Here is a 22,767-nt window from a genome sequence, read left to right as displayed (position 1 = left end):
GGATGTGCACTCGACACTGATGCCATGGCCGACGATCGACACCACGGAATCGGGCTCGCCCAGGGCACGGCCCTATACGTGGCGGCCGTGCTCGGAACCGGCATCCTGCTGCTTCCCGCGCTCGCCGCCCGTGCGGCAGGACCGGGAGCGATCCTCGCCGTCGGGGCACTGGCCGTCGTCTCCATTCCACTCGCGTCGACGTTCGCGGCGCTGTCGACGAGGCATCCGGATGCCGGCGGTGTCGCCACGTTCGCCCGCCGCGCGTTCGGTCCGACCGCCGCGCGCATCGTCGGCTACTGGTTCTACTTCGGAACACCGATCGGCGCACCGGTCGCCGCGATCATGACCGCACAGTACGTGGTGGCGATCATCGGCGGCGACCGCGGAACGGTCATCCTGGTCGCGGCCGCCCTCGTGATCGTGCCGATCGCGATCACCGTGTTCGGGGTTCGCTTCGCGGGCTGGGCGCAATTGCTGCTCAGCGCGGCGCTGATGGCGATCCTCGTGCTTGCACTGGCCGCCGCCGCACCGCACGTGCACCCGGCGAACTTCACGCCGTTCCTCCCGCACGGCCTGGGCGGCGTGGGCATTGCGGTGAGCCTCTACATCTGGGCGTTCGCGGGGTGGGAGGCCGTCGCGGGCATCGCCGGCGAGTTCTCCCGGCCGCGGCGCGACATCCCGCGGGCGACAGCGCTGGCGCTCGCGATCGTCTCGGTCGCGTACATCGCGATCCAGGCCGTGGTGGTGGGCGTGCTCGGCCCCAAGGTGGGCCAGTCGGATGCCCCGCTGCTCGACCTCGTGACCGTCGGACTCGGCCGCGGCTGGGGCGTGGTCGTCGCGTGCGTGGCCGTGATCGTCGTGGTCGGCGTCTTCAATGCGTACTTCGCCGCGTTCAGCAAGCTCGGCGCAGCCATGGGACGCGACGGCGATCTGCCTGCCTGGTTCGGCCGAGGCGCGGAACGGGGCGGCATCGCGCGCCGCGGTCTGCTGCTGAGCGCCGCGCTCATGGCGCTCTACTTCGCCGTCGTCGCGTGGTTGCCCGACCTGCAGCCGGTGATCCTCGTGCACACGAGCATCGGCGCGGCGATCTACGGCATCGGCGTCGCGAGCGCCCTCGTTCTGTTACCCCGGCGCAGCATGGGCTGGTGGATGTCCGTGCTCTCCTGCGTGCTGGTGCTCGGCCTGCTCGTTCTCGAGGGTGCCAACCTGGTGTATCCGCTCGTCATCGCGGCAGCAGCGGTCGTGGTCGGAGCCGTCACGCGGTCTCGTCCAGGACGCCGGCCGACCGAGTCCGCGGGCATTGAGATGAGCGCTGCAGCCGATGCGGCAGCGTCGGCCGCCGCGGGAAGTGCTGCGCCTGAGGAGTGAGCAGCGCTCAGACCGTGGCCGTCGCCCGCAGATTCGCTGCCACGAGTTCGGCGATCTGCACCGCGTTCAGGGCAGCACCCTTGCGCAGGTTGTCGTTCGAGACGAAGAGCGCGAGGCCACGCCCCTCCGGAGCACCCGGATCTTGGCGGATGCGGCCCACATAGCTCGGGTCGTTGCCTGCGGCTCCGAGGGGAGTGGGAACATCCTCGAGGGCGACGCCGGGAGCATCCCTCAGCAGCTCGGTCGCGCGCTCGGGGCTTATCTGTCGAGCGAACTCGGCGTTGATCGACAGCGAGTGGCCGGTGAACACGGGAACGCGCACGCAGGTGCCGCTCACCAGCAGGTCGGGCAGCCCGAGGATCTTGCGGCTCTCGTTGCGCAGCTTCTTCTCCTCGTCGGTCTCGTTCAGACCGTCGTCGACGATCGAGCCGGCGAGCGGGATGACGTCGAATGCGATGGGCCGCACGTACTTCACGGGCTCCGGCATCTCGACGGCCGAGCCGTCGTGCACGAGCTCGAGCAGCTTGCCGGATGCCACCGCTGCTTCGGCCTGCTCCGCCAGTTCCTGCGCCCCCGCCAGGCCCGATCCGCTCACCGCCTGGTAGGTGCTGACGATGAGCCGCCGCAGTCCGGCCTCCGCGTCGAGCACCTTGAGCACCGGCATCGCGGCCATGGTCGTGCAGTTCGGGTTGGCGATGATGCCCTTCTGCGCCTCGGCGATGGCCTCCGGGTTCACCTCGCTGACCACGAGGGGCACCTCGGGATCCATGCGCCACGCGCTGGAGTTGTCGATGACCACCGCGCCGGCCGCGGCGAACTTCGGCGCGTAGGCCCGGCTGCCCGTCGCTCCGGCCGAGAACAGTGCGATGTCAACACCGGACGGATCCGCCGTCTCGACGTCTTCGACCACGATCTGATCGCCCTTGAACTCCAGGGTGCGTCCGGCAGAGCGGCTGGTCGCGAACAGGCGCAGCGTCTCTACCGGAAAGTCGCGCTCGGCGAGGATGCGGCGCATCACGGTGCCGACCTGTCCGGTGGCGCCGACGATGCCTACGGTGAATCCGTTGCCCATGGGAGTTCCTTGCCAGTCAGTGCGGCAGGCGCAACGACGCCGGCCGTCGCCGTTGATGTGGGTAGGCCTTCTATTGTGACAGACCCTCCTGCGCGGAACGCGCCTCTCAAGAGAGCTGAGACATCCGATGTCTTATCCGCTCGCACGGTACGATCGCGCATATGGCCGTCACCGACGAGGCGATCCTCAAGATCAAGGAGATGATCACGAGCGGGCGACTGAACCCGGGCGATCGTCTTCCTCCCGAGAAGGAGCTCAGTGAGAGCCTCGGGCTCTCCCGCTCCTCGTTGCGCGAGGCGGTGAAGGCGCTCGAGGTGATCCGGGTTCTGGATGTGCGCCGCGGCGACGGCACCTACGTCACGAGCCTGGAACCCCGGCTTCTGCTGGAGGCGCTCTCGTTCGTCGTCGACCTGCACGACGACCGCTCGGTGATCGAGATCTTCGGGGTGCGGCGCATCCTGGAGCCGGCCGCGGCTGCCCTCGCCGCGAGACGGATGTCCGGCGAACAGCTGGATGCCGTCGATCGCCTTCTCGAGGCCACGACCGGCGACGAGGACGTCGAGGCGCTGATCCAGCACGACCTGGAGTTCCACAGGGCGATCAGCGAGGCGTGCGGCAACGACTATCTCGCCCAGTTGATCGAGTCGATCTCGAGCCACACGGTCCGCGCCCGCATCTGGCGTGGGCTCACCCAGCAGGGCGCGACGGAGCGCACGATCGCGGAGCACCGCGCCATCCTGGCCGCGCTACGAGACCACGACGCGGAGCTCGCCTCCGCCCGATCGCTCACCCACGTTGCCGGCATCGAGGACTGGTTGCGCGCGGCCCTGGGTGCGACAGCCTGAGCGACCGCTGCATCCAGCACGCGCCAGACGAAGTACCGAGTCACGACAAGGAGGATCACGACAGATGAGGATCGCGCTCCACTCCACGCTCCACCCGGGAGCCGTCGACGACTACCTCCGCGAGCACGCCCGCGTGCCCGACGACCTGCGCGCACTGTTCGATCGGGCAGGCATCCGCGACTGGACGATCTGGCGCTCCGGCGACCGGCTGTTCCACCTCGTCGAGTGCGACGACTTCGATCACGCGATGCGGGTCATCCGTGCCGACGACGCCGACCGCCGATGGCAGGAACACATCGGACGATTCGTCGAAGGATTCCTCGGCCCCGACGGCGCCGAGGGCTACGTGCCGTTGACGAAGGTGTGGCGTCTCGAGGAGCAGCGCGCCGAGCCCGTGATCGACATGGGCCTCGACTGACGTGGCTGACGGCGGCGCAGCCCTCGTCGACGCGCACGTTCACGTCTGGGATCCGGCACGGCTCACGTATCCGTGGCTGGAAGGGGTGCTCGGGCGTGCCTTCCTCCCTGCCGATATCGACCGGGCCGCCGGTTCGGTCACGCGGCACGTCTTCGTGCAGGCCGGATGCCTGCCCGCGCAGGCCCTCGACGAGGTGCGCTGGGTGCTCGGCATGACGGATGCCTGGCCCGAGCTGGCCGCGATCGTCGCCGATGCGGACCTCCGCGGGGGACGCGCGCTCGAGTCCCATCTGGACGAGCTGCTCACGCTCGACACAGGCGGAATCACGGGGCCGCGGCCAGGCGCCGGCGGGAGTGCGGCAGGCCGCCGGATCCGTGTCGCAGGCATCCGTCACCTCCTGCAGGGCGAGCCCGACGACCTGCTCGCCGACCCCGCGGCCCGCTCCGCACTGCTCGGCGGTCTCCGGGCTCTCGCCGAGCGCGGCCTCACCTTCGACGTCTGCGTGCGGCATCGCCAGTTGAACACCGTGATCGAATTACTCGAGCAGGTGCCCGAGCTGCCCACCGTGCTCGACCACCTCGGCAAGCCACCCGTCGACGACGGGATCGAGAGCGAGGCCGGTCGCGCCTGGGCGGAGGCGATCCCCCGTTTGGCGCGGCTGCCTCTGGCGCACGTGAAGCTGAGCGGGCTGGCGGCGGAGGCATCCGGAACCGCGGCGCTCGACGCCCACGCCGAGGCCATCCTCGTGCACGCCCTGCGGGCGTTCGGCCCTGACCGCTCCATGATCGGCAGCGACTGGCCGGTCAGCGCGCTCACCGGCGCGGGCGGAACGTTCGAGAGCTGGCGCGAGCGCGTCCGCCGTGCTGCAACCGCCGCGGGCGTCGGGCCAGGGGGCGTCGCATCCATCGAACACGGCACGGCCGCCCGGTTCTACGGCCTCTGGTGAGGTCCGTCGCTCGCACCACCGAATTCCTCCGAGAGAGAAGCTTCTGAGATCGAGAAGTCAAGAATGGCGGAGTCTGGCTCAGGTGAACGCAATAATCGACTTCTCGATGAGTCCGTAGCCGTTGCTCATCCCAAAGCAGCGCGTACCATCCGCACAATGTTGGTCGGATCCGCGATGTCGTCGTCCGTAGCCCGGATGACGCGCCAACCCGCCTCTTCGAGGAGCGCGACCCGGCGCAGATCCTTACGCCAGCGTTTCTTGTCCTTCCGATGTTTGTCGCCCTCGTACTCGATGGCGACCCTTTGCTGCGGATAGCTGAGGTCGGGGTGAAGAACGACATCTCCTGCCACAGGCACCGGATGCCCGATCGCCGGCTCCGGAAGTCCGGCCGCCACGATGGCAAGGCGCAGCATCGACTCTCTCGGGGAATCCACCCCAGAGCGGAGGAGAGGCAACGCCCAGGCGAGAGCGGCGGCGCCGCGCCGTGATCCGTGCCGCCGCACCGCCTCTGCCAGCTGTTCGCGGGAGCACAGCGGAGGAGAACGGAACCCTCCAGGAAGCCGAAGCCCGGATATCAGGTAGTCGCCCGCCGCGACCAGGTACTCACGCGAAACCATCGGCGCCAGATGGCACCAGGTCTGGGCCGGCGACACCACGGGGAGCTCTTCGACGAAGAACAACACGGCATCCGGAACGACGTGCCCCACGACGCCGCGCGTGCGAACTCGCGTACCGCGTACGGATGCGACGTGGAGGGCCGTCGACGACCGGCAGTGGCTGGGTACCGGAATGCCCAGGAGCCGCGCCGCCGTGACATGCGAGAAGAGTTGTCCACTCCGCAGCCTGGGCGCATACATTCGGCAACGCTCCGTTATGCCCGTCGCTACGACGCCAACGCTGCGAACGCCGTGGAATGGGGTAGTCAGGAGGGAGCTACGCAGCTTACTCGGCGTGAGCTGATGAAACTCGGTCTCGTTCACACGGAAAACGAAACCAGTCAGATGAGGCGGTAGTGGCTGCGGCGATCGCATGGTTCGAGTGTCCCCGCCGTCGGACGTTCTCCGTGCCGATTCTCCACAGGTACCGTCATGTCGGGCCCGTGCTTCGAGAAGGCAAAAGATGCAGGAACCAGGTCGGAGGACTGCAATTTTTGACTTCTCGTTCGCGGGACGCACGGGAGCCGGACACGCGGAGCACGATACGCGGGAGCAGGAGGCCGCACGCGACCAGCACTCCGGCGTCACTCCGGGATGAAGCCTGCCGCGGCGAGCGCCGCCCACAATTCGTCCGGGATGCGGGCGGCCATGCGCTGGAGGTTCTCGCGCACGGCATCCGGGTTCGCGGTGCCCACCACGACCGACGCCACGATGGGGTCGCGCAGCGGGAACTGCAGCGCCGCGGCCGGCAGTTCCACCTCGTACTCCGCACAGGTCTGGGCGATCGCCCGAGCCCGTTCGATGAGCTCCGCGGGTGCGGCCGAGTAGTTGTACGTGGCATCCGCTGCCGGCGTGCTGCTGGCGAGCAGCCCGGAGTTGTAGACGGCCGCGGCGACGACGCGCACACCACGATCGCGGCACACGGGGAACAGCTCCTCGAGCGCGGGCTGCTCCAGCAGGGTGTACCGTCCGGCGATCATGACCAGGTCGAGGTCGCCCTCCCGTACGGCGCGCGCAGCAACGGCGGCGTCGTTCACCCCGATGCCGATCTGCCGCACGAGACCCTCGTCGCGCAGCTTCGCCAGGGCGGGCAGCCCCTCGCGCAGTCCGCGATCGAGGTCGTAGACATCCGGATCGTGCAGATACAGGATGTCGACCCGGTCGAGCCCGAGACGTTCCAGCGAGTCCTCGAGGCTGCGACGGATGCCCGCTTCGCTCGGATCGAACCGCCGCACCTTCTCGTCCGGCACGTCGAACTGATGGGCGAGGTCGCGTCCACCCGAGAAGTGCGGGTTGGGCTCGAGCAACCGCCCGACCTTGGTCGAGAGCACGAACTCGTCCCGCGGCTTCTCCCGCAGGAACGCGCCGAGCCGGCGTTCGCTGAGACCCAGCCCGTAGTGCGGTGCGGTGTCGAAGTAGCGGATTCCGCCGTTCCACGCGGCATCCAGGGCATCCTGCGCCCGCTCGTCGGAGACCTCGCGGTAGAGGTTGCCGATGGACGCCGCCCCGAAGCCGAGCGGGGACAGGTCGCTCACTCTTCGGCGTCCGCTCGCGCCGCGAGCCACTCGAACTCGTCGAGCGATGCGGGGAGCATCTCGGTGCCGGCGCCTGGCGCGGCCGGGGTGAGGTACCGCCCGTTCTCGATCACGACGGGGGTCGCGAAGTGCTCGTGCAAGTGGTCGACGTACTCGATCATGCGGCCATCCATCGTGCCGGTCACCGCGACGAAGTCGAACATGGACAGGTGTTGCACCGCCTCGCATAGTCCGACTCCCCCTGCGTGCGGGCACACCGGAACGCCGAACTTCGCGGCCAGAAGCAGGTTAGCGATGTTCTCGTTCACGCCTCCGACGCGGGTGGCGTCGATCTGCATGACCTGCATGCCGCCGGCTTGAAGCAGTTGCTTGAAGACGACCCGGTTCTGCACGTGCTCGCCGGTAGCGACCCGGATCGGGGCGACGCCCCGCGAGATGGCGGCGTGCCCGAGGATGTCGTCGGGGCTGGTCGGCTCCTCGATCCAGGCCGGGTGGAACTCGGCGAGCGCCTTCACCCAGTCGATCGCCTCCTGCACGCCCCAGCGCTGGTTGGCATCCATCGCGATCGGATAGTCCGGCCCGAGCGCCTCGCGAGCGATCCGGAATCGACGGATGTCGTCGGCCAGGTCGGCGCCGACCTTCAGCTTCACCTGCCCGAACCCCGCGTCGACCGCCTCGCGACACAGCCGCGCGAGCTTCTCGTCGGAGTAGCCCAGCCATCCGGGGGTCGTCGTGTACGCCGGGTATCCCTCTGTCAGCAGCCGTTCGATGCGTTCCTCGCGGCCCGGCTCGGCGGACTTCAGGATGCGCAGCGCCTCTTCCGGGGTGATCGCGTCGGTGAGGTAGCGGAAGTCGATGAGCGAGACGAGCTCCTCCGAGCTCAGTCTCGACAGGTGCAGCCACAGCGGTTCACCCGCGCGCTTCGAGCGCAGATCCCACAGTGCGTTCACGATGGCGCCGATCGCCATATGCATCACGCCCTTCTCGGGTCCGAGCCAGCGCAGCTGCGAGTCGTGCACGAGCAGGCGGGATGCCGCGCCCATGTCCGCGAGCAGCTCCTCGGCGTTGCGCCCGACGAGGTGGTCGGCCAGCGCGTCGAGCGCCGCCACCTGCACATCGTTGCCCCGCCCGATCGTGAAGACGAACGCGTGGCCCTCCAGCCCGTCCGGGGCATCCGTGCGGATCGTGACATACGCCGCGGAGTAGTCCGGGTCGGGGTTCATCGCGTCCGAACCGTCCAGTGACAGCGACGTCGGGAACCGCACGTCCCTGGTGTCGACGGCGACGATCGTGCTCATGGTGTTCCCTCTCCGAACGCACCGAAAGTGTCGGGCATCCGCCGCAAGCCTAAACATCGGATGTTTGCCTCGTCAACCGGGGAACGATGTGCCACAATCGTTGCGAACGCCGCCACCGCACGCCCACACCTCGGATGTTCGCCGCCACCGTGGTTGCGCGGATTCCCCGCGCAGGAAGGACCGCCATGACCGACTTCACCGGACTCGTCGCCATCGTCACGGGAGGTGCCTCCGGCATCGGTGCTGCGATCGCCCGCCGGCTGCGCGCGGACGGGGCCCGGGTGGCCGCGTTCGACCTGAACCCGGATGCCGCCGACGCCGACCTCGCCGTGCGGGTGGACGTCAGCGACGACGCCACGGTCGTAGCCGGTGTGCAGCGTGTCATCGACGAGTTCGGCCGCCTCGACATCGTGGTGAACAACGCCGGCATCGGCGCTCAGGGCGACGTCGCCGCGAACCCGGATGCCGAGTGGCAGCGCGTCTTCGACATCAATGTCATCGGCATGGCGCGGGTCTCGCGCGCAGCGCTCCCGCACCTGCGGAAGTCACCGGCCGCCGCGATCGTGAACACGGCGTCCATCGCCGCTACGGCGGGCCTCCCGCAGCGCGCCCTGTATTCCGCGTCGAAGGGCGCCGTGCTGTCGCTGACCCGCGCGATGGCCGCCGATCACCTGGCCGAGGGCATCCGCGTGAACGCTGTCAGCCCGGGAACCGCCGACACCCCGTGGGTGGCCCGGCTGCTCGAGATGGCGCCCGATCCCGCCGCCGAGCGCAAGGCGCTCGAGGCGCGGCAGCCTCACGGCCGCCTGGTCGCAGCCGACGAGATCGCGGATGCCGTCGCCTACCTGGCGAGCCCCGCGGCCGGCTCGACGACCGGCACGGCGATCGAGGTCGACGGAGGGATGTCCGGCCTTCGCCTGCGCCCGCGCGACTGAGCGCAAACGCCGAGAGCGCGCGCCCTTCCCCGCGAGAGTGCCCGCCCTTCCCCCGAGGGTGCGCGCCCTTCGCCGCGAGAGTGCGCATTCTTCCCGCCAAGGTGCGCGTCCGTCACTGCGACGGTGCGCCTTCGTGCGCGCCAAGCTGCCGGTTCGTTCACGGCGCTCTCGAACGCGTGGATAGTGTTGTGAACAGCCGAGCCAATGGGATCGGAGGGAGCATCGTGGACGAGTGGGATGCTCGGCCCGCCAGCCGGCTCACCGACAACGTCGCAGCGATCGCACGTCTGTTCCCGCACGTGATCACCGAGGTGGCCGGCGAGGCGGGCGAGCCGCGGATGTCGGTCGACTTCGATCTGCTCCAGCAGGAGCTCTCGGGCGAGCTAGCCCAGGGCTCGGGTGAGCGGTACGGGCTGGAGTGGCCCGGCAAGCGGGCCGCCGCACTCGAGGCGACGACGCCGCCGAGCGCGCAGCTGCGCGAGGCGGAAGACGAGTCGGTGGATCGGGCATCCACCCGGAACGTCTTCATGGCCGGCGACAACCTCGAGGCGCTGAAGCTGCTGCGTCAGACGCACGCCGGGTCGGTGAAGCTGATCTACATCGACCCGCCGTACAACACGCGCAACGACTTCGTCTACAACGACGACTTCGGGCCGTCGCACGCCGAGTGGCTCAGCATGATGTATCCGCGGCTGATTCTCGCCCGGGACCTGCTCACCGACGACGGCGTCGGGTTCGTGAGCATCGATGGCAACGAGGTCGCCCAGTTGAAGCTGCTGCTGGCCGAGGTGTTCGGCGCGCGCAACGTGGTGGCCACGATCGTGTGGGTGAGCAATCTCAAGGGGCGGCAGATCTCAGGCGGGGGGCCGGCCGGCACGCACGAGTACATCCTCTGCTTCGCCCGGAACGCGGACGCCGTCGCCCGGTTCCGCGGGTCTGCATCCGACCTGCACGCGCTGATGCCCGCCGTCTACCGGCGCACCGCTTACCCGCCGAAGTACGACGCGAAGGGCCCCTACGTCACGAAGAACGAGCTCTACAACACCAACTCGCGGTTCAACGAGCGCACCGCACCCACGATGGTGTTCCGCATCCACTACCACCCCGGAACCGGCGAGGTGCGCGTCACCGACATCGACGACGACACCGAGTTCGATGGATTCGTCACCGCTCTGCCGCACCCCAATCATCGGGCCGGTCTTCACTGGCACGCATGGCGCTGGAGTCGCGCCCGGGTACTGGCCGACCACGACGAACTCGAGTTCGACGTGAGTGGCGGCATGCTGCGCATCCGCACGAAGGTGCGCGACGTGGACGGCATGACACTGAAAGACGTGGTGATGGGCCCGAGCACCATGTCGGGCCAGCGCGATCTCGACGACCTGGGAATGCACCATCTGTTCGACTCCCCGAAGCCCGTCGCGCTGCTGCGCACCCTGATCGCGGTGACCACGAGCGGCGACGACCTCGTGCTCGACTTCTTCGCCGGCTCCGGCACGACCGCGCAGGCCGTAATGGAGCAGAACGCCGACGACGGCGCGCGTCGCCGGTTCGCGCTCGTGCAGCTGGATGAGCGCACCTCGCCCCGATCCGAGGCGGCCGCCGCGGGTTTCGCCACCATCGCCGACGTGACGGCGGAACGGATGCGCCGCGCAGGCAAGCGCCTCCGCTCGCGCTCCGCGGGCGGGCACGTCGACACCGGGTTCCGCGTGTTCCGCCTCGAGCCGCGCTGAGCGACGCCAGGGATCCGCAGCCCCGGCGGGCATCCGTAGCCCCCGCCAGGCATCCGCAGCCCCCGCCAGGCACCCGCCGCCCCCGCTCGGCATCCGCAGCCCCCGGCAGGCATCCGCCACCCGCGCTCGGCACCCGCCGCCCGCGCCAGGCATCGGCAGCCACGCCAGGCATCTGCAGCCGCGCCGGGCATCCGCCGCCCGCGCCCGAACCGCGACCATTGACGCCGCGTCCAGCAACTGCCCACCCGCCTCCGGGACGCCCGCACTACCCTCGCAGGATGCGCAAGCGAACCCGAACGGCACATGCACGCGCCGTCGCGCTCGTCGCAGCAACTCTGACAGCACTGGTTCTCGCCGGATGCTCGCAGTCGGGCTCCGGAGACCCTGACCAGTCCGGCGCGCCCACGGCTCCGACGAGCAGCACGCCGACTCCCGCCCCGACCTCCACGATGCGCAAGGGAACGGCATCCGACCCGCTGCGCTACGCCGCACTGGGCGACTCATACTCGGCGGGCATGGGCGGCGGCGACGCGAGCGGCCGGTGCCGTCGCAGCCCGCACGGATTCCCGGAGCAGCTCGCGAAATCGAAGACGATCGTGCTCTCCCGGTTCGTCGCCTGCTCTGGCGCGACGACTTCGGACGTGCTCGATCACCAGATCGACGCGCTCGACCCGCAGATCGACCTGGTCACGATCACGATCGGCGGCAACGACCTCGACGTCAGCGTGCTGCCGTCGGCGTGCGGCCGGGGCGAGACAGACATCTGCAAGACCGCGGTGGCCGCGTCGGTCGCGCTGCTGCACACTCTGGCGCCGAAGCTCGAGAAGACCTACCAGGCGATCGCGAAGGCGGCACCGCACGCGCGCATCCTCGTCGCCGACTATCCCCTGTTCTACGACCTGCCCGCCATCAACGAGAGCACGCTGGGATCCGATGAGCTGTCGGCCGCCATCGCCGTCGACACGGCCGTGGCGTCACTCGACGCGACCATCGCGAAGGCGGTGGCGAAGCAGCGTGCTGCTGGCACGGACATCCGCTTCGTCGATGTGCAGTTCCGCGGCCACGGCGTCAACGCGAAGAACCCGTGGTTCGTGCTGAAGGGCATCGACGCCTACCATCCCACCCTCGACGGCTACACCCAGTACGCGAAGACGCTCTCGGCCCTCACGCACTGAGCGCGCCTCCACATGCGGTCGCTCCACGCGAAAACAGGCAGGAAGACGCTTACCTCGTGAGAACAGGCAGATTCTGCCTGTCCTCACGTACTTTGCCTGTCGACTAGGACTCGATGGATGTCCCGAAGCGGCCGCTTGCGACAGTCCGGCCGCCCGCTACCGTCCGGTGCCTGCTACCGCCCGCCGCTTGCGACCGCCCGGTGCCCGCTACCGCCCGGTGCCCGCGTAGACGACGGCTTCGGTGTCGGAGTCGAGCCCGAACGCCGTGTGCACCACCCGCGCCGCCTCTGCCACCGTGTCGGCGCGGGTGACGACCGAGATGCGGATCTCGCTGGTCGAGATCATCTCGATGTTGATTCCTGCCGTGTACAACGCCTCGAACAGCTTCGCGGAGACGCCGGCGTTCGACCGCATGCCCGCCCCGACCAGGGCGAGCTTGCCGATCTGGTCGTCGTACTGCAGCGACTGGAATCCCACGTCCTGCTGCTCGGCGCGCAGCGCCTGCAGCACCTTCTGCCCGTCGCCCTTCGGCAGAGTGAACGAGATGTCGGTGAGACTCGTCGCCGCCGCCGACACGTTCTGCACGATCATGTCGATGTTGGCGTTCGTCTTGGCCACCACCTTGAAGATGTAGGCGGCCTTGCCCGGAACGTCCGGAACCCCGACGACCGTGATCTTGGCTTCGCTCAGGTCGGTGGCCACGCCGGCGATGATCGGCTCTTCCACTGTGTTGCCTCTCTTCTGGACCTTCTGCTGTAGCGCCGCGAGCTTGTCGGCGTAGTCCCTGGATGCCTCGTTCAGCACGTAGGTGCCCTCGCCGTTGTTGAACGACGAGCGCACGTGCAGCGTCACTCCGTGCCTGCGGGCATATTCCACTGCGCGTATATGCAGCACCTTGGCCCCCGCCGCGGCCAGTTCGAGCATCTCCTCGCTCGTGATGTGGTCGATCTTACGAGCGAGCGGCACGACGCGCGGGTCGGACGTGAAGACGCCGTCGACGTCTGTGTAGATCTCGCAGACGGATGCGTCCAGTGCAGCCGCCAGCGCCACCGCCGTGGTGTCCGATCCCCCGCGTCCGAGCGTCGTGATGTCCCTCGACTCGCGGCTGAAACCCTGGAATCCGGCGACGATGACGATCGCACCCTCGTCCAGCGCCTCACGGATGCGCCCCGGCGTGACGTCGACGATGCGGGCGGCGCCGTGGCGGGCATCCGTGATCATGCCGGCCTGGCTGCCGGTGAAGGAGCGGGCGTCGTAGCCCATCGACTTGATCGCCATCGCGAGCAACGCCATCGAGATGCGCTCGCCCGCAGTGAGGAGCATGTCGAGCTCGCGCGGCTCGGGCATCGGCGTCACCTCGTGTGCGAGGTCGATCAGCTCATCCGTCGTGTCGCCCATGGCGCTGACCGCGACGACCACCTCGTTGCCGGCCTTACGCGTCTCGACGATGCGCTTGGCGACCCGTTTGATGCTCTCGGGGTCGGCGACGGACGAGCCGCCGTACTTCTGCACGATCAAGGCCACGAAAGACTCCTGAAGGGTGGGATGCGCCGGCCGAGCGGGTGCGAAACGACGGATGCCGGCGTCTCGGCGCTGGTATCCCAATTCTACGGGCGGCTGGAGTGTGCCTCTGCGCGTGTTACGGGAGTACTCGGCGGCGCAGCGGATGCCTGGGGGCGAAAGAGGTTTACGCGGTGTGCTGCAGCGGCCGATCGTGTCGAGAGGGACCTCCCCATCCGGGCCCGACGCGCACCCTCGCTCCGACGCGGAGCGGGTCCTCGATCCAGCGCTTGGATGCGAACCCGATCGCCACGCCCGCTGCGATGAGAAGGGCCACGCCCCACCACGGCGTCGGCACACCGGTGACGAAGGGAAAGAAGAAGATCACCGGCCAGTGCCACAGGTAGATGGAGTACGACGCATCCCCGAACGCCTGGATCGGCTGCCACTGCGCGAAGTACGCCGGCGAGGAACGTCCTGCGGGTGTGCCGGCCGCGATCACGGCCACGGCGCCGAACACCGGGAACAGCGCATACCAGCCAGGGAAATGATGCTGATCCCAGGTGAACAAGTAGGTGCCGACGATGGCGAGCAGGCCGGCCCAGCTGAGTGCCAGGCGCATCCGCTCGGGAATGCGGTCGAGACCCGGCAGAAGCGCGAGCAGACCGCCGACGGCCAGTTCCCAGCCGCGAGCGTTCGTAGCGAAGTAGCCGAGGTTGACGTTGACATAGGTGGCGATGACGCAGTCCACGAATGAGCCGGCCGCGACGATCCCGAACACCCACCGCAGTTGCGTGCGGAAGCCCTCGCCGCGCCGCCTGCTGCGTCGCACGAGCAGCACGATGAGCAGGATCAGCGCCGGCCACACCAGGTAGAACTGCTCCTCCACGCCCAGCGACCAGAAGTGCAGAACCGGTGTCGGCGGCAGGTGGCGCAGCACCGGGTTCGAGCTCTGCGAGTTCGCCAGTTCGCTCCAGTTCTCCACGCCGATCGTGGCCGCGCCGATCTCGTGGAAGAAGTAGGCCCACTTCGCCTTGGGCACGAAGGCGATCGTCATCGCCGCGCTGAATGCGAGCATCGCGCACGCCGCGGGGAAGAGACGGCGGATCCGGCGCACATAGAAGCTCCGGAACGAAATCCCGCCCGTCCGGTCCACCTCGCGCACGAGCATCCCCGTGATCAGGAAGCCCGAAACCACGAAGAACACGTCGACGCCCGCGTCTCCGCCCGGAATGTATCCCGGCCAGGTGTGATACGTGATCGTGCCGAGCACAGCAAGTGCCCGAAGCGCCTGGATCTCGGGGCGGATGCGCGTAACCCTGATCGCACCCGCACTTCGCACGCCACCACACTGCGCGCCGAACTTCGGCTTCGGTTAGGCGGGCTCTGCGCGCGACCTGCCAGACATGTCAAGCCTGTGTAATGAATGTGTCGACGTTCTCAGGGCATCTGCGCCGTCGCCGCTTCATCTGCCCGCCACCTGCGCAGGCTGGGTATCGCCGCCGCGATCACGCCGGCCCCGACGGCGCAGGCGAGTCCTCCGGTCACGGCCGAGATCGCGCCCGACGTCGCGGAGGCCACCATCCCGGCTCGCAGATCGCCCAGGCTGGGGCCGCCCGCACCGACGAGGAAGTCGAGCGAGTTCATGCGGCCGCGGAGGGCATCCGGAGTCGAGCGCTGCACGATGGTGCCGCGGCTCACGACCGTGCCGGTGTCCGCGGCGCCGGCGATCACCAGGCCGAGGAGCGCGAGGGGCAGCCATCCGCTCAGCCCGAACAGCGCGATGCCTGCGCCCCAGATCGCGCAGCACACCACCATCACGACGCCCTGCCTCGGTTGCCGGGTGATGCGGCCCGAGAGCACGCCGGCGAGGATGCCGCCCAGCCCGATCGCGGGCAGCATGAACCCGAGAGTGACCGGCGATCCGCCGAATCGTTCGGCATTGATCACCGGGAACAGGGCCGTGGGAATGGCCAGCACCGTCGCGTTGAGGTCGGCGACGAACGCGCCGACCAGCACGGGCGTGCGCACGAGGTAGCGAACGGCGCCGAGGATGCCGCGCTCCGATGTGCCGGCGTCGCGCTGCGGCTCGCCGACGGCCTTCGGCAGGCTCACGATGCCCCAAAGAGCGGCGATGAACGTGGCGGCATCGACGACGAGGCAGATGCCGACGCCGAGATTGTCGACGAGGATGCCCGCTACGAACGGCCCTGCGAGCATCGCGAACTGCGAAGAGAGTCGCATGAGCGCCAGGCCCGCTCCGAGCCGTTCGCCATCGAGCAGCCGCGGTGCGAACGTCTGGCTCGAAGGAACCGAGATGGATGCGAGCCCCGCGCCGATCGCCATGAAGACGTAGACGATGGGCACGTTGGCGACGCCGGCGATCACGAGCACGGCCAGCGTGGCGGACGACGCCATCTGCGCGAGCCGCATGCTGAGCAGGAGCGTGCGGCGGTTCATCCTGTCGGCGAGGGTACCGCCGAGCAGGCCGCAGACCGCCAAAGGCACGGCGCGCACGACGCCCGTCAGGCCGACCAGTGCGGCGGAGTGCGAGAGCTCCCACACGTAGTAGAGCAGGGCGAACGCGCTCAGCTGGCTGCCGAAGCTCGACACCGTGGTGCCGATCCAGAACGCGCGGAACGCCGGCATCTCCCGCAGCGGACGGATGTCGACCAGGTGATCCCGGAGCGTCATACCAGGTTCCGCAGCACGCGGTCGGCGAAGGACTCCCGGTCGAGAGCGGCTCCCATCGCGGCGCCCAGCTCTTCGAGATCGACGCCGGCCTCCTTGGCCACCTCCCGCACGGCCGCCTCCGTCGCGTACCACTCCCGCCAGAAGACCGAGGCGACCTCCTTGCCACGCGGGGTGAGCGAGACGATACGGCTGCGGGCATCCGTTCCCGGCTCCGACTCGACGAGGCCCGCCTTGCGCATCGCCGAAACGGACTGGCTCATGGCCGAGTGCGTGACGCCGCACCGTTCTGCAAGGTCACGGATGCTCATGGCTCGGTCGTCGAGGAACATCACAGCCATGCTGAACCGCGGTCGCACCCCCTCGATGCCCATGCGCTCGTACGCCTCGGCGATGCCGTCTTCCATGCGCTGCCTGACCACTTTGATCGGGCGCCAGGTGCTCGGCAGTTCCGAGACGCGTTGCGGACGCGGCTCTTCCTGGTTCGACGATGTCACAGCGCTAATATAACAGCCCTGTCAGATCGCCGGTGGCCCAGAACCTCGGCTGGGCGCTGGATGCCCGGCGCGCCCGCGTTCGTCCGATCCCCGGTGACTCGCTTCCGCTGGGGACGGAGACGCCGACACCCGGCGTCAGGCCATCACACCGGCAACCGGATGCCCGCGAGCCGCTCCCCCGAGTACCCGTCGATCCCGAGCACCCGGCTCCCCTCCACCCGGAACGCCATCAGCGACACCGGCCGCCCCTCGACGGTCACGAGCACGCCCGGCAGTCCGTCGATGAGCACGGGCTGAAGCACGGCTCGCGGGTTGGCGAACATCATGGCGCGCGAGGCGATCTGCTGGTTGCCACGCACGATTGTCGTCGCCGAGACGCCGTCGTCGACCCGCAGCACGGCATCCGGGGCGAGAACGGCGACCAGACTGTCGAAGTCGCCATCGCGTGCGGCCGCGAAGAACGCATCGACGAGGCGGCGACCGCGGGAGTCGCTCGCGGCATCCGAGGAGCTGTCGTCGGCGCGCACCCGCCGTCTCGCGCGGCTGGCCAGCTGCCGCACGGCCTCCGGCGAGCGCTCCAGCAGCTCGCCGATCTGCTCGAACGGCACGTCGAACGTGTCGTGCAGCACGAACGCGACCCGTTCCGCAGGGCTCAGCCTGTCGAGCACGAGCAGCAGCGCGGTCTCCACAGCGTCCGACAGCTGAGCGGATGCCTCCGGGTCACCTGCCGCGCGCACCGGCTCGACGACCGGGTCGGGCAGCGCCTCTTCGTACTCGGTCTCGCCGCGGGTCGCCCGCGACCGCAGCATGTTCAGGCAGACGCGCGAGGCTGCGGTGGTGAGCCAGCCGCCGAGGTTGTCGATGTCGTCACCGCCGGAGCGGGACAGCCGCAGCCAGGTCTCCTGCACCGCGTCGTCGGCCTCGGCGTCTGAACCGAGCATGCGGAAGGCGAGGTGATGCAAGCGTGCGCGGTGCCCCTCGAATTGCGCGGCCAAGAAATCCTGGTCGGTCATGTCACGTTTCCTTCCGGTCGCGGGTCAATCATGGCGTCCCCGTTATGACCGTCGAAATCGCGGCGGTGTGACATCGCAAGACATGAACAGGAGCAGACCATGACCGACACCACGCAGCTGCAGCAGACCACCCTCGCTTCCGACGCCGACGCGATCGTGCCGGTTCGGGCACGCATGCCCCACCCGGCATTCCTGCTGGAGGGCGGCATGGATGCGCTCACCGCGATGAACAAGGTCGCGGCATCCACTGACATCCCGGAGATGATCCTGCACCTGGTGACGCTGCGGGCGAGCCAGATCAATGGATGCTCGTGGTGCACCGTCGAGCACACGCGCGAGTTGCGCGAGGTGGACGGCACCTCCGAGGAGCGCATCGCCGCCGTCGCGTCCTGGCGCGAGGCGCCGTACTTCACCGCTCGTGAGCGCGCGGCACTCGCCTTCACGGAGGCGGTGACGCGGGTCGCGGACAAGACGGATGCGGTGCCGGACGAGCTCTGGAACGAGGTCTCTGCGGTGTTCAGCAAGCGCGAGATCGCGGCGCTGCTGTTCTCGATCGGCACCATCAACGTGTGGAACCGGATCAACGCGGCGATCCGCCAGCCCGCCGGGAAGCGGTGAGGGATGCCCGTGGCAAGGCGCATGCTGGACGCATGACCGAGGAGAAGCGACGTCCGGCCGCGCAGCGCGGGTTCGAACCCATCGCCCGAGCCTTGGCTGGGCGGCGCTGGTTCCCGCTCTGGGCGGTCGTCCATCACCGCGGACGACGCAGCGGCGCCGAGTACGCGACGCCGATCGCCGTGGTGCCCACGCGCGACAAGTCGCTCATCCTGATCGGCCTGCCATGGGGCACGACGACCAACTGGGCGCGCAATGTCGTCGCAGCCGATGGCGCGGTCGTCACGTGGAAGGGTCGCGACGAGCGAACGACCGAGCCACGCATCGTGGATGCGGTGGAGGCATCCGCCCTGGCGAAGCCGCTGTTCCGGTTCGTGCTTCGACGGATGCCCGGTGCGATCGTGCTGCGCCGCGGCACCGGGGGAACGAGCGTCCCTCCGACGTGACGCACCTCAGGCGCCGCTGATCAGCTCGTGGGCAGCAACTCGACGCGCTCGACCTTCGACGCGTCGAGTCCGATGCCGAAGCCCGGCTCCGTCGGCAGAGCGAACGCGCCGGAGACGGGAGCCGGGGCATCCGCCTCGAAGTGATGCCGGAACGGCATGTGCCGCAGCAGGTACTCCGCCTTGGGGCACACCTCGGGCGACTGCGACGCGATCACGTGCAGCGCGGCGTGAACGCCGTGCCCGTGCGGGATCAGCGCGACGCCGAAGGTCTCGGCGAGCGCGGCCATCCTGGTGAGCTCCGTCACGCCGCCGCACCACTCCGGGTCGGCCTGCAGCACCTGGATCGACCCGTCGCGAAGGAGGTCGAGCACCTCCTGACGGTCGTACACGTGCTCGCCGGTGGCCAGCGGGATGCGCGTCGACCGCCGCAGCTCGGCGAACGCTGCGTGCCTGTTCGGCAGCAGAGCCTCCTCGAGCCAGTCCGGACGGTACTGCTCGGCGCGTTGCGCCCAGGCGCGGGCGAACGGCAGATCCCAGCCGTGATACGCGTCGAACATGATCGGCTCGTCGTCGCCGACGGCCTCGCGCACCTGCCGCACGAGGTCGACGCTGGCGGCAAGCCCGCTGGGGCCACTGGCCGGCCCGTGTTCGAAGAACCACTTCTGGCCGGCGAAACCCTCGGCTTGCACGGCTTTGGCGCGGTTCGCGATCGTCGCCGCGTCGAGCGGGGTGCCGAGCATGCTCGCATAGGCGGGGATGCTCCGCCGCGACCCACCCCCGAGCAGCTGCCACACTGGGGCGTCGAACACGCGCCCGCGCAGGTCCCACAGCGCGTTGTCGATCGCGGAGATCGCGGCCTTGTGCAGACCGTGCCTGCTGTGCCGGTCGATGCGTTCGAGCTGGTCCCAGATCGTGGAGGATGCCAGCGCATCCTGCCCGATCAGCAGGTCGCGGTACACGTCGAGCACGACGCGGCCCGGCAGCTCATCGATCGGCCCGTAGAACCCGAATGCGCCGTCATCCGCCACGATGCGCAGGTAGCAGAGCGAGATGGTGCGCGGCTCCCGAGCATCCGCCGCCGCGACGCGCAGCGGCTCGCGGGCGTCGTCGTACAGATCGATGGCCTGCACCTGCCGCTGGCGGTCGCCTTCGGGATGCGCGCCCTCGGAGTACCGCGGATTCGGCCCGGTGATCCTGTGCACCTCGACGTCGACGATCCGCAGGTTTCGCATGGGGCCTCCTCTGGCACAGGACGGATGCTCCGAGGCTAGGGGGTGGGCCGCATCAACGGGCGACTTCGGTCAGTGCGGCACGATGAGGTCGGCGCGATCGCGGCAGGCGGCGATGCGTCGCGCGTTCGCCTCGTCGACGCGCTCGACCCATGCACGGGCATCCGCTGGGCTCTTGCCGAACCGTTCGTGCCGGGCGATCAGTCGCGGCAGTCGCACGTCGTCCGGCGTCTCGATGAACCACGCTTCGGTGAGCAGAGAGCGGATGCTCCGCCACGGCTCCTCGAGATCGAGCAGGTAGTTGCCCTCGACGATCACGAAGCGCACCGCCGGCTCGATCGCGATGCTGCCCGCGATGGGCTGTTCGAGGTCGCGTTCGAACGCCGGCGCGTAGACCGTGTGATCGGGCTCGGCGAGGATGCGTCGCAGCAGCCCGAGGAGTCCGTGGCCGTCGAACGTGTCGATCGCACCTTTGCGGTCGAGACGCTCGAGCCGGATGAGTGCGGCGTCGGCGAGGTGGAATCCGTCCATCGGGAGCACCGCGACCTCGTGCGCGCGTCCACGACGAGTCGCCTCTTGTGCGAGCGCGGCCGCGAGCGTCGACTTGCCCGCACCGGGCGCGCCGACGATGCCGAGAAGCACGCGCCCCGCGGATGCCTGCGCGTCGGCGAGCGCGAGCATCCGGTCGACGAGATCCCCGGCTTCCGTGAGGTCGACGCCGGTCATCGGCGTAGGGCGATCTCGGATGCGACGGGTGCGGAAGGCATGACGGCCACAGTATGCCGCATCGCAGCGTCGGCCCCTTGGCGTACGGTACGAGCATGCGCAGACGACAACGCTAGCCCCACCCAGGGGCCGGCCATCGCTGAGAGGACTTCGTGATGAAGGCCGTGCTGTGCAATTCGCTGTTCCGTGTGTTCGGGCACCACATCTGCTGCGGACGCATTCCCGAGTGGACCACCCGCGTCGGCCAGGAATGGAAGACGTACGACGAGGCGCCGTGGAACCTGTACAACGTGATCTGGCGCGTTCAGCACTGGATCCGCGGCGGCATGGACTGAGTGGTGGGCGCCCGGGACCCGCCCGATCCACGATGCAATCGGCGGAGCGGTTCCGTCAGCCGCAGAGGTCATTCGGCCACGCCACCCCGAGGCCTCGCACCATCGGCAAGCAGCGCCACGGCCGCCTGGTCCGGCTCGGGCCACTCCACCTCGTGCAGTTCGTCGCGGCGGAACCACCGGATGCCGTCATGATCCGTGCTGGAGGAGGGCTCGGCATCCGTCAACGTCGCCCAATAGCAGGCGAGTTCAACGAGCCGCCCATTCATGGGCGTGGTTCCGCGATGCAGCAGATCGCCGACACGGATGCCCACGCCGAGCTCTTCTCGGATCTCCCGCTCGAGCGCCTGCTGCGCCGATTCCCCGGGCTCGACCTTGCCACCGGGGAACTCCCACAGTCCGCCGGCCTCGCGGTCGGCGTTGCGTCGGCACGCGAGGACGCGGTCGCCGTTGGTGATGACCGCAGCGACGACGGACACGACCACAGGCCTGGCTCCGACTTCACGAGGAGATCGGCACATCAGCGTAGAGAGAACTGCTCAAATCTTTCGGCGAGACGCTCCGGTGAAGGTCGCTCACTCCGCCGAGTTGGGACGTGGATCGTCCGACCGTGCATGTCCTGGAGACCGTGGCGAAGCATGGGGCCGTCGATCTCGTTGAGAAGATCATCGTTGATACGCACTTCGTAATCCGCGGTGATCCCCATTAGGTTTCTGTCATATGCCGCATGGTGGATCTTGCACATCGCGAGACCATTCGTCACTTCGGCAACGCCAAGCTCCGCAGAGTCCGGAATGATGTGCGCAGCGTCTAAGAGCTCCGCGTGCCGAAGATCACAGACAGTGCACGCGCCGGCGTATGCATGGAGCACATGCGCCCGAAAAATCGGTTGATGCAGTCGTTGCTGCACGAGAGAAGCCGCGTAGCGTTTTTGGATTGGCGTGTAACTGGCCGGGTCACCAAGCGCGATGAAGGCCTCATCAAGAGGGAAGCGTACAACTCTCGCAACCGGATCGTTCTCCGCGATAGTGATTGGATAGTAGGGGACGTAATACCCCTGGCTCACTGCACGAAAATAGACGATCGGGTCTTGATTCTCATACGCCCGAACCAGCTTGACGTTATCGCCGCCATCACCGGCCCGATAGTCGTATGTCACCCATCCATCGTCGGCCTCGTAGTCGCGATACTTATTCGACTTCCAGCCAGACATGATGGATAGCGTCGATGAAAAGTCTGCCGGGTTTCGGATACCGCGCCCTTGGTCCAAGAGCGGGATCCGCTCTCCGTGGTACGTATACGAGCGCAGAATCGAATGACGTATTTCGTAGCCGCCATGTCCGATGAAGACGTCGTCGAGCCAGCGAAACACGTCCTCGCGGATGGCCACCTGCTCTTCCGGACTTCGCACATTCCGATCATGGCCTAGGTTCGGCCGCCACGGTGAATACAGGACCACCGACATGTCTGCGCCCCCGAGTCTCCAGCGGCACCGTCGGCGTCACGCCGCAGCCTCGATCAGCTTGACCTTGACGGACCGCAATGCACATCGCCACCGTCAGTTTCAGCTCGGTGGATAAGGGGCAGAGACCTCTGCGATCGGAGGACTCGGGTGCGTCTCGTAGCGTGGTGTCACTTCCCGCGGGGTTCTCGTCGTCGTTGACGTAGGAGGGCCATCGTGGGATGACCAGTTGTTTCCGGCAAGAAGCAAAGCGAGATCCCACGATGACCGATAAC

At 68.5% G+C, this 22,767-nt stretch carries 23 protein-coding genes; 10 read left to right on the top strand and 13 right to left on the bottom strand.

Going from position 1 to position 22,767, the window contains the following annotated elements; translation table 11 throughout:
- Positions 1–24: 24 nt before the first annotated feature.
- Complete coding sequence (locus tag ACYVII_RS02675; RefSeq protein WP_460530605.1) at positions 25–1,368, top strand: APC family permease; 1,344 nt, start codon at positions 25–27, stop codon at positions 1,366–1,368.
- Positions 1,369–1,375: 7 nt separating this feature from the next.
- On the opposite strand, the gene ACYVII_RS02670 is transcribed toward ACYVII_RS02675, so the two are convergent.
- Positions 1,376–2,440, bottom strand: a complete 1,065-nt coding sequence (locus ACYVII_RS02670; RefSeq protein WP_460530602.1) for an aspartate-semialdehyde dehydrogenase — start codon at positions 2,438–2,440, stop codon at positions 1,376–1,378.
- Positions 2,441–2,601: 161 nt separating this feature from the next.
- On the opposite strand from ACYVII_RS02670, the gene ACYVII_RS02665 reads away from it, so the two are divergent.
- The 3 genes from ACYVII_RS02665 to ACYVII_RS02655 all read left to right on the top strand — a co-directional run bounded on the left by ACYVII_RS02665 (position 2,602) and on the right by ACYVII_RS02655 (position 4,649).
- Positions 2,602–3,285, top strand: coding sequence for a FadR/GntR family transcriptional regulator (locus ACYVII_RS02665; RefSeq protein ID WP_460530599.1), 684 nt, complete (start codon positions 2,602–2,604; stop codon positions 3,283–3,285).
- Positions 3,286–3,349: 64 nt separating this feature from the next.
- Complete coding sequence (locus ACYVII_RS02660) at positions 3,350–3,703, top strand: L-rhamnose mutarotase (protein WP_460530596.1); 354 nt, start codon at positions 3,350–3,352, stop codon at positions 3,701–3,703.
- Position 3,704: 1 nt separating this feature from the next.
- Positions 3,705–4,649 (top strand): amidohydrolase family protein, encoded by a 945-nt coding sequence (locus ACYVII_RS02655; RefSeq protein ID WP_460530593.1) that lies wholly within the window; start codon positions 3,705–3,707, stop codon positions 4,647–4,649.
- Between the two features lie 125 nt (positions 4,650–4,774).
- On the opposite strand, the gene ACYVII_RS02650 is transcribed toward ACYVII_RS02655, so the two are convergent.
- From ACYVII_RS02650 to ACYVII_RS02640, 3 genes are all read right to left on the bottom strand, one after another.
- Positions 4,775–5,506 carry an endonuclease domain-containing protein gene (locus tag ACYVII_RS02650; protein WP_460530590.1) on the bottom strand — a complete coding sequence of 244 codons (732 nt, stop codon included), beginning with the start codon at positions 5,504–5,506 and terminating at the stop codon, positions 4,775–4,777.
- Between the two features lie 383 nt (positions 5,507–5,889).
- Entirely contained in the window at positions 5,890–6,840 is a 951-nt protein-coding gene (locus tag ACYVII_RS02645; RefSeq protein ID WP_460530587.1) for an aldo/keto reductase, read from the bottom strand.
- The gene (locus ACYVII_RS02640) at positions 6,837–8,138 is read right to left on the bottom strand and encodes an L-fuconate dehydratase (RefSeq protein WP_460530585.1); all 1,302 of its coding nucleotides are present in this window, start codon (positions 8,136–8,138) and stop codon (positions 6,837–6,839) included. Before ACYVII_RS02640 ends, ACYVII_RS02645 begins: the two co-directional genes overlap by 4 nt.
- A 185-nt stretch (positions 8,139–8,323) precedes the next feature.
- Between ACYVII_RS02640 and ACYVII_RS02635 the strand changes: the two genes are divergently transcribed.
- The 3 genes from ACYVII_RS02635 to ACYVII_RS02625 all read left to right on the top strand — a co-directional run bounded on the left by ACYVII_RS02635 (position 8,324) and on the right by ACYVII_RS02625 (position 11,981).
- Positions 8,324–9,073, top strand: coding sequence for an SDR family NAD(P)-dependent oxidoreductase (locus ACYVII_RS02635; RefSeq protein ID WP_460530582.1), 750 nt, complete (start codon positions 8,324–8,326; stop codon positions 9,071–9,073).
- A gap of 224 nt (positions 9,074–9,297) precedes the next feature.
- Positions 9,298–10,806, top strand: a complete 1,509-nt coding sequence (locus tag ACYVII_RS02630) for a site-specific DNA-methyltransferase (protein WP_460530579.1) — start codon at positions 9,298–9,300, stop codon at positions 10,804–10,806.
- 278 nt (positions 10,807–11,084) lie between these two features.
- A complete protein-coding gene (locus tag ACYVII_RS02625; protein WP_460530576.1) occupies positions 11,085–11,981 on the top strand; it encodes an SGNH/GDSL hydrolase family protein in 897 nt (298 codons plus the stop codon).
- Positions 11,982–12,188: 207 nt separating this feature from the next.
- Here the strand turns inward: ACYVII_RS02625 and ACYVII_RS02620 are convergent, their stop codons facing one another.
- The 5 genes from ACYVII_RS02620 to ACYVII_RS02600 all read right to left on the bottom strand — a co-directional run bounded on the left by ACYVII_RS02620 (position 12,189) and on the right by ACYVII_RS02600 (position 17,682).
- The gene (locus ACYVII_RS02620; protein WP_460530573.1) at positions 12,189–13,505 is read right to left on the bottom strand and encodes an aspartate kinase; all 1,317 of its coding nucleotides are present in this window, start codon (positions 13,503–13,505) and stop codon (positions 12,189–12,191) included.
- A gap of 163 nt (positions 13,506–13,668) precedes the next feature.
- Positions 13,669–14,823, bottom strand: coding sequence for an acyltransferase family protein (locus ACYVII_RS02615; protein WP_460530570.1), 1,155 nt, complete (start codon positions 14,821–14,823; stop codon positions 13,669–13,671).
- A gap of 98 nt (positions 14,824–14,921) precedes the next feature.
- Positions 14,922–16,175, bottom strand: a complete 1,254-nt coding sequence (locus ACYVII_RS02610) for an MFS transporter (RefSeq protein WP_460530567.1) — start codon at positions 16,173–16,175, stop codon at positions 14,922–14,924.
- Positions 16,172–16,669, bottom strand: a complete 498-nt coding sequence (locus tag ACYVII_RS02605) for a MarR family winged helix-turn-helix transcriptional regulator (protein WP_460530564.1) — start codon at positions 16,667–16,669, stop codon at positions 16,172–16,174. Before ACYVII_RS02605 ends, ACYVII_RS02610 begins: the two co-directional genes overlap by 4 nt.
- A 143-nt stretch (positions 16,670–16,812) precedes the next feature.
- On the bottom strand, positions 16,813–17,682 hold the full coding sequence (locus ACYVII_RS02600) for a sigma-70 family RNA polymerase sigma factor family protein (RefSeq protein ID WP_460530561.1): 870 nt from the start codon (positions 17,680–17,682) through the stop codon (positions 16,813–16,815).
- A 99-nt stretch (positions 17,683–17,781) separates the two neighbouring features.
- Between ACYVII_RS02600 and ACYVII_RS02595 the strand changes: the two genes are divergently transcribed.
- Entirely contained in the window at positions 17,782–18,300 is a 519-nt protein-coding gene (locus tag ACYVII_RS02595; RefSeq protein ID WP_460530558.1) for a carboxymuconolactone decarboxylase family protein, read from the top strand.
- Positions 18,301–18,332: 32 nt separating this feature from the next.
- Positions 18,333–18,743 carry a PNPOx family protein gene (locus ACYVII_RS02590; RefSeq protein ID WP_460530555.1) on the top strand — a complete coding sequence of 137 codons (411 nt, stop codon included), beginning with the start codon at positions 18,333–18,335 and terminating at the stop codon, positions 18,741–18,743.
- 20 nt (positions 18,744–18,763) lie between these two features.
- Here the strand turns inward: ACYVII_RS02590 and ACYVII_RS02585 are convergent, their stop codons facing one another.
- Both ACYVII_RS02585 and ACYVII_RS02580 read right to left on the bottom strand, forming a co-directional pair.
- Positions 18,764–19,975 (bottom strand): enolase-like domain-containing protein, encoded by a 1,212-nt coding sequence (locus ACYVII_RS02585; RefSeq protein ID WP_460530552.1) that lies wholly within the window; start codon positions 19,973–19,975, stop codon positions 18,764–18,766.
- Positions 19,976–20,044: 69 nt separating this feature from the next.
- A complete protein-coding gene (locus ACYVII_RS02580; RefSeq protein WP_460530550.1) occupies positions 20,045–20,698 on the bottom strand; it encodes a nucleoside/nucleotide kinase family protein in 654 nt (217 codons plus the stop codon).
- A gap of 155 nt (positions 20,699–20,853) precedes the next feature.
- Here ACYVII_RS02580 and ACYVII_RS02575 point away from each other — a divergent pair, with 155 nt between their 5' ends.
- On the top strand, positions 20,854–21,033 hold the full coding sequence (locus tag ACYVII_RS02575; protein ID WP_460530548.1) for a hypothetical protein: 180 nt from the start codon (positions 20,854–20,856) through the stop codon (positions 21,031–21,033).
- A gap of 68 nt (positions 21,034–21,101) precedes the next feature.
- Here the strand turns inward: ACYVII_RS02575 and ACYVII_RS02570 are convergent, their stop codons facing one another.
- Positions 21,102–21,509: a (deoxy)nucleoside triphosphate pyrophosphohydrolase gene (locus ACYVII_RS02570; RefSeq protein ID WP_460530546.1), complete on the bottom strand. Its 408-nt coding sequence runs from the start codon at positions 21,507–21,509 to the stop codon at positions 21,102–21,104.
- A gap of 41 nt (positions 21,510–21,550) precedes the next feature.
- Positions 21,551–22,420: an HNH endonuclease gene (locus ACYVII_RS02565; RefSeq protein WP_460530544.1), complete on the bottom strand. Its 870-nt coding sequence runs from the start codon at positions 22,418–22,420 to the stop codon at positions 21,551–21,553.
- Between the last annotated feature and the right edge of the window lie 347 nt (positions 22,421–22,767).

Source organism: Humibacter ginsengiterrae, assembly GCF_054780115.1.
The sequence above is the reverse complement of the archived record's forward strand: the minus strand, read 5'-3'. Positions and strand labels throughout refer to the sequence as shown.

Bases quoted from the DNA above. Each gene is read 5' to 3' on its own strand.
- ACYVII_RS02675 (WP_460530605.1), top strand. From the start codon at position 25: ATGGCCGACGATCGACACCACGGAATCGGGCTCGCCCAGGGCACGGCC.
- ACYVII_RS02670 (WP_460530602.1), bottom strand. From the start codon at position 2,440: ATGGGCAACGGATTCACCGTAGGCATCGTCGGCGCCACCGGACAGGTC.
- ACYVII_RS02665 (WP_460530599.1), top strand. From the start codon at position 2,602: ATGGCCGTCACCGACGAGGCGATCCTCAAGATCAAGGAGATGATCACG.
- ACYVII_RS02660 (WP_460530596.1), top strand. From the start codon at position 3,350: ATGAGGATCGCGCTCCACTCCACGCTCCACCCGGGAGCCGTCGACGAC.
- ACYVII_RS02650 (WP_460530590.1), bottom strand. From the start codon at position 5,506: ATGTATGCGCCCAGGCTGCGGAGTGGACAACTCTTCTCGCATGTCACG.
- ACYVII_RS02640 (WP_460530585.1), bottom strand. From the start codon at position 8,138: ATGAGCACGATCGTCGCCGTCGACACCAGGGACGTGCGGTTCCCGACG.
- ACYVII_RS02635 (WP_460530582.1), top strand. From the start codon at position 8,324: ATGACCGACTTCACCGGACTCGTCGCCATCGTCACGGGAGGTGCCTCC.
- ACYVII_RS02625 (WP_460530576.1), top strand. From the start codon at position 11,085: ATGCGCAAGCGAACCCGAACGGCACATGCACGCGCCGTCGCGCTCGTC.
- ACYVII_RS02610 (WP_460530567.1), bottom strand. From the start codon at position 16,175: ATGACGCTCCGGGATCACCTGGTCGACATCCGTCCGCTGCGGGAGATG.
- ACYVII_RS02600 (WP_460530561.1), bottom strand. From the start codon at position 17,682: ATGACCGACCAGGATTTCTTGGCCGCGCAATTCGAGGGGCACCGCGCA.
- ACYVII_RS02595 (WP_460530558.1), top strand. From the start codon at position 17,782: ATGACCGACACCACGCAGCTGCAGCAGACCACCCTCGCTTCCGACGCC.
- ACYVII_RS02590 (WP_460530555.1), top strand. From the start codon at position 18,333: ATGACCGAGGAGAAGCGACGTCCGGCCGCGCAGCGCGGGTTCGAACCC.
- ACYVII_RS02585 (WP_460530552.1), bottom strand. From the start codon at position 19,975: ATGCGAAACCTGCGGATCGTCGACGTCGAGGTGCACAGGATCACCGGG.
- ACYVII_RS02580 (WP_460530550.1), bottom strand. From the start codon at position 20,698: ATGACCGGCGTCGACCTCACGGAAGCCGGGGATCTCGTCGACCGGATG.
- ACYVII_RS02575 (WP_460530548.1), top strand. From the start codon at position 20,854: ATGAAGGCCGTGCTGTGCAATTCGCTGTTCCGTGTGTTCGGGCACCAC.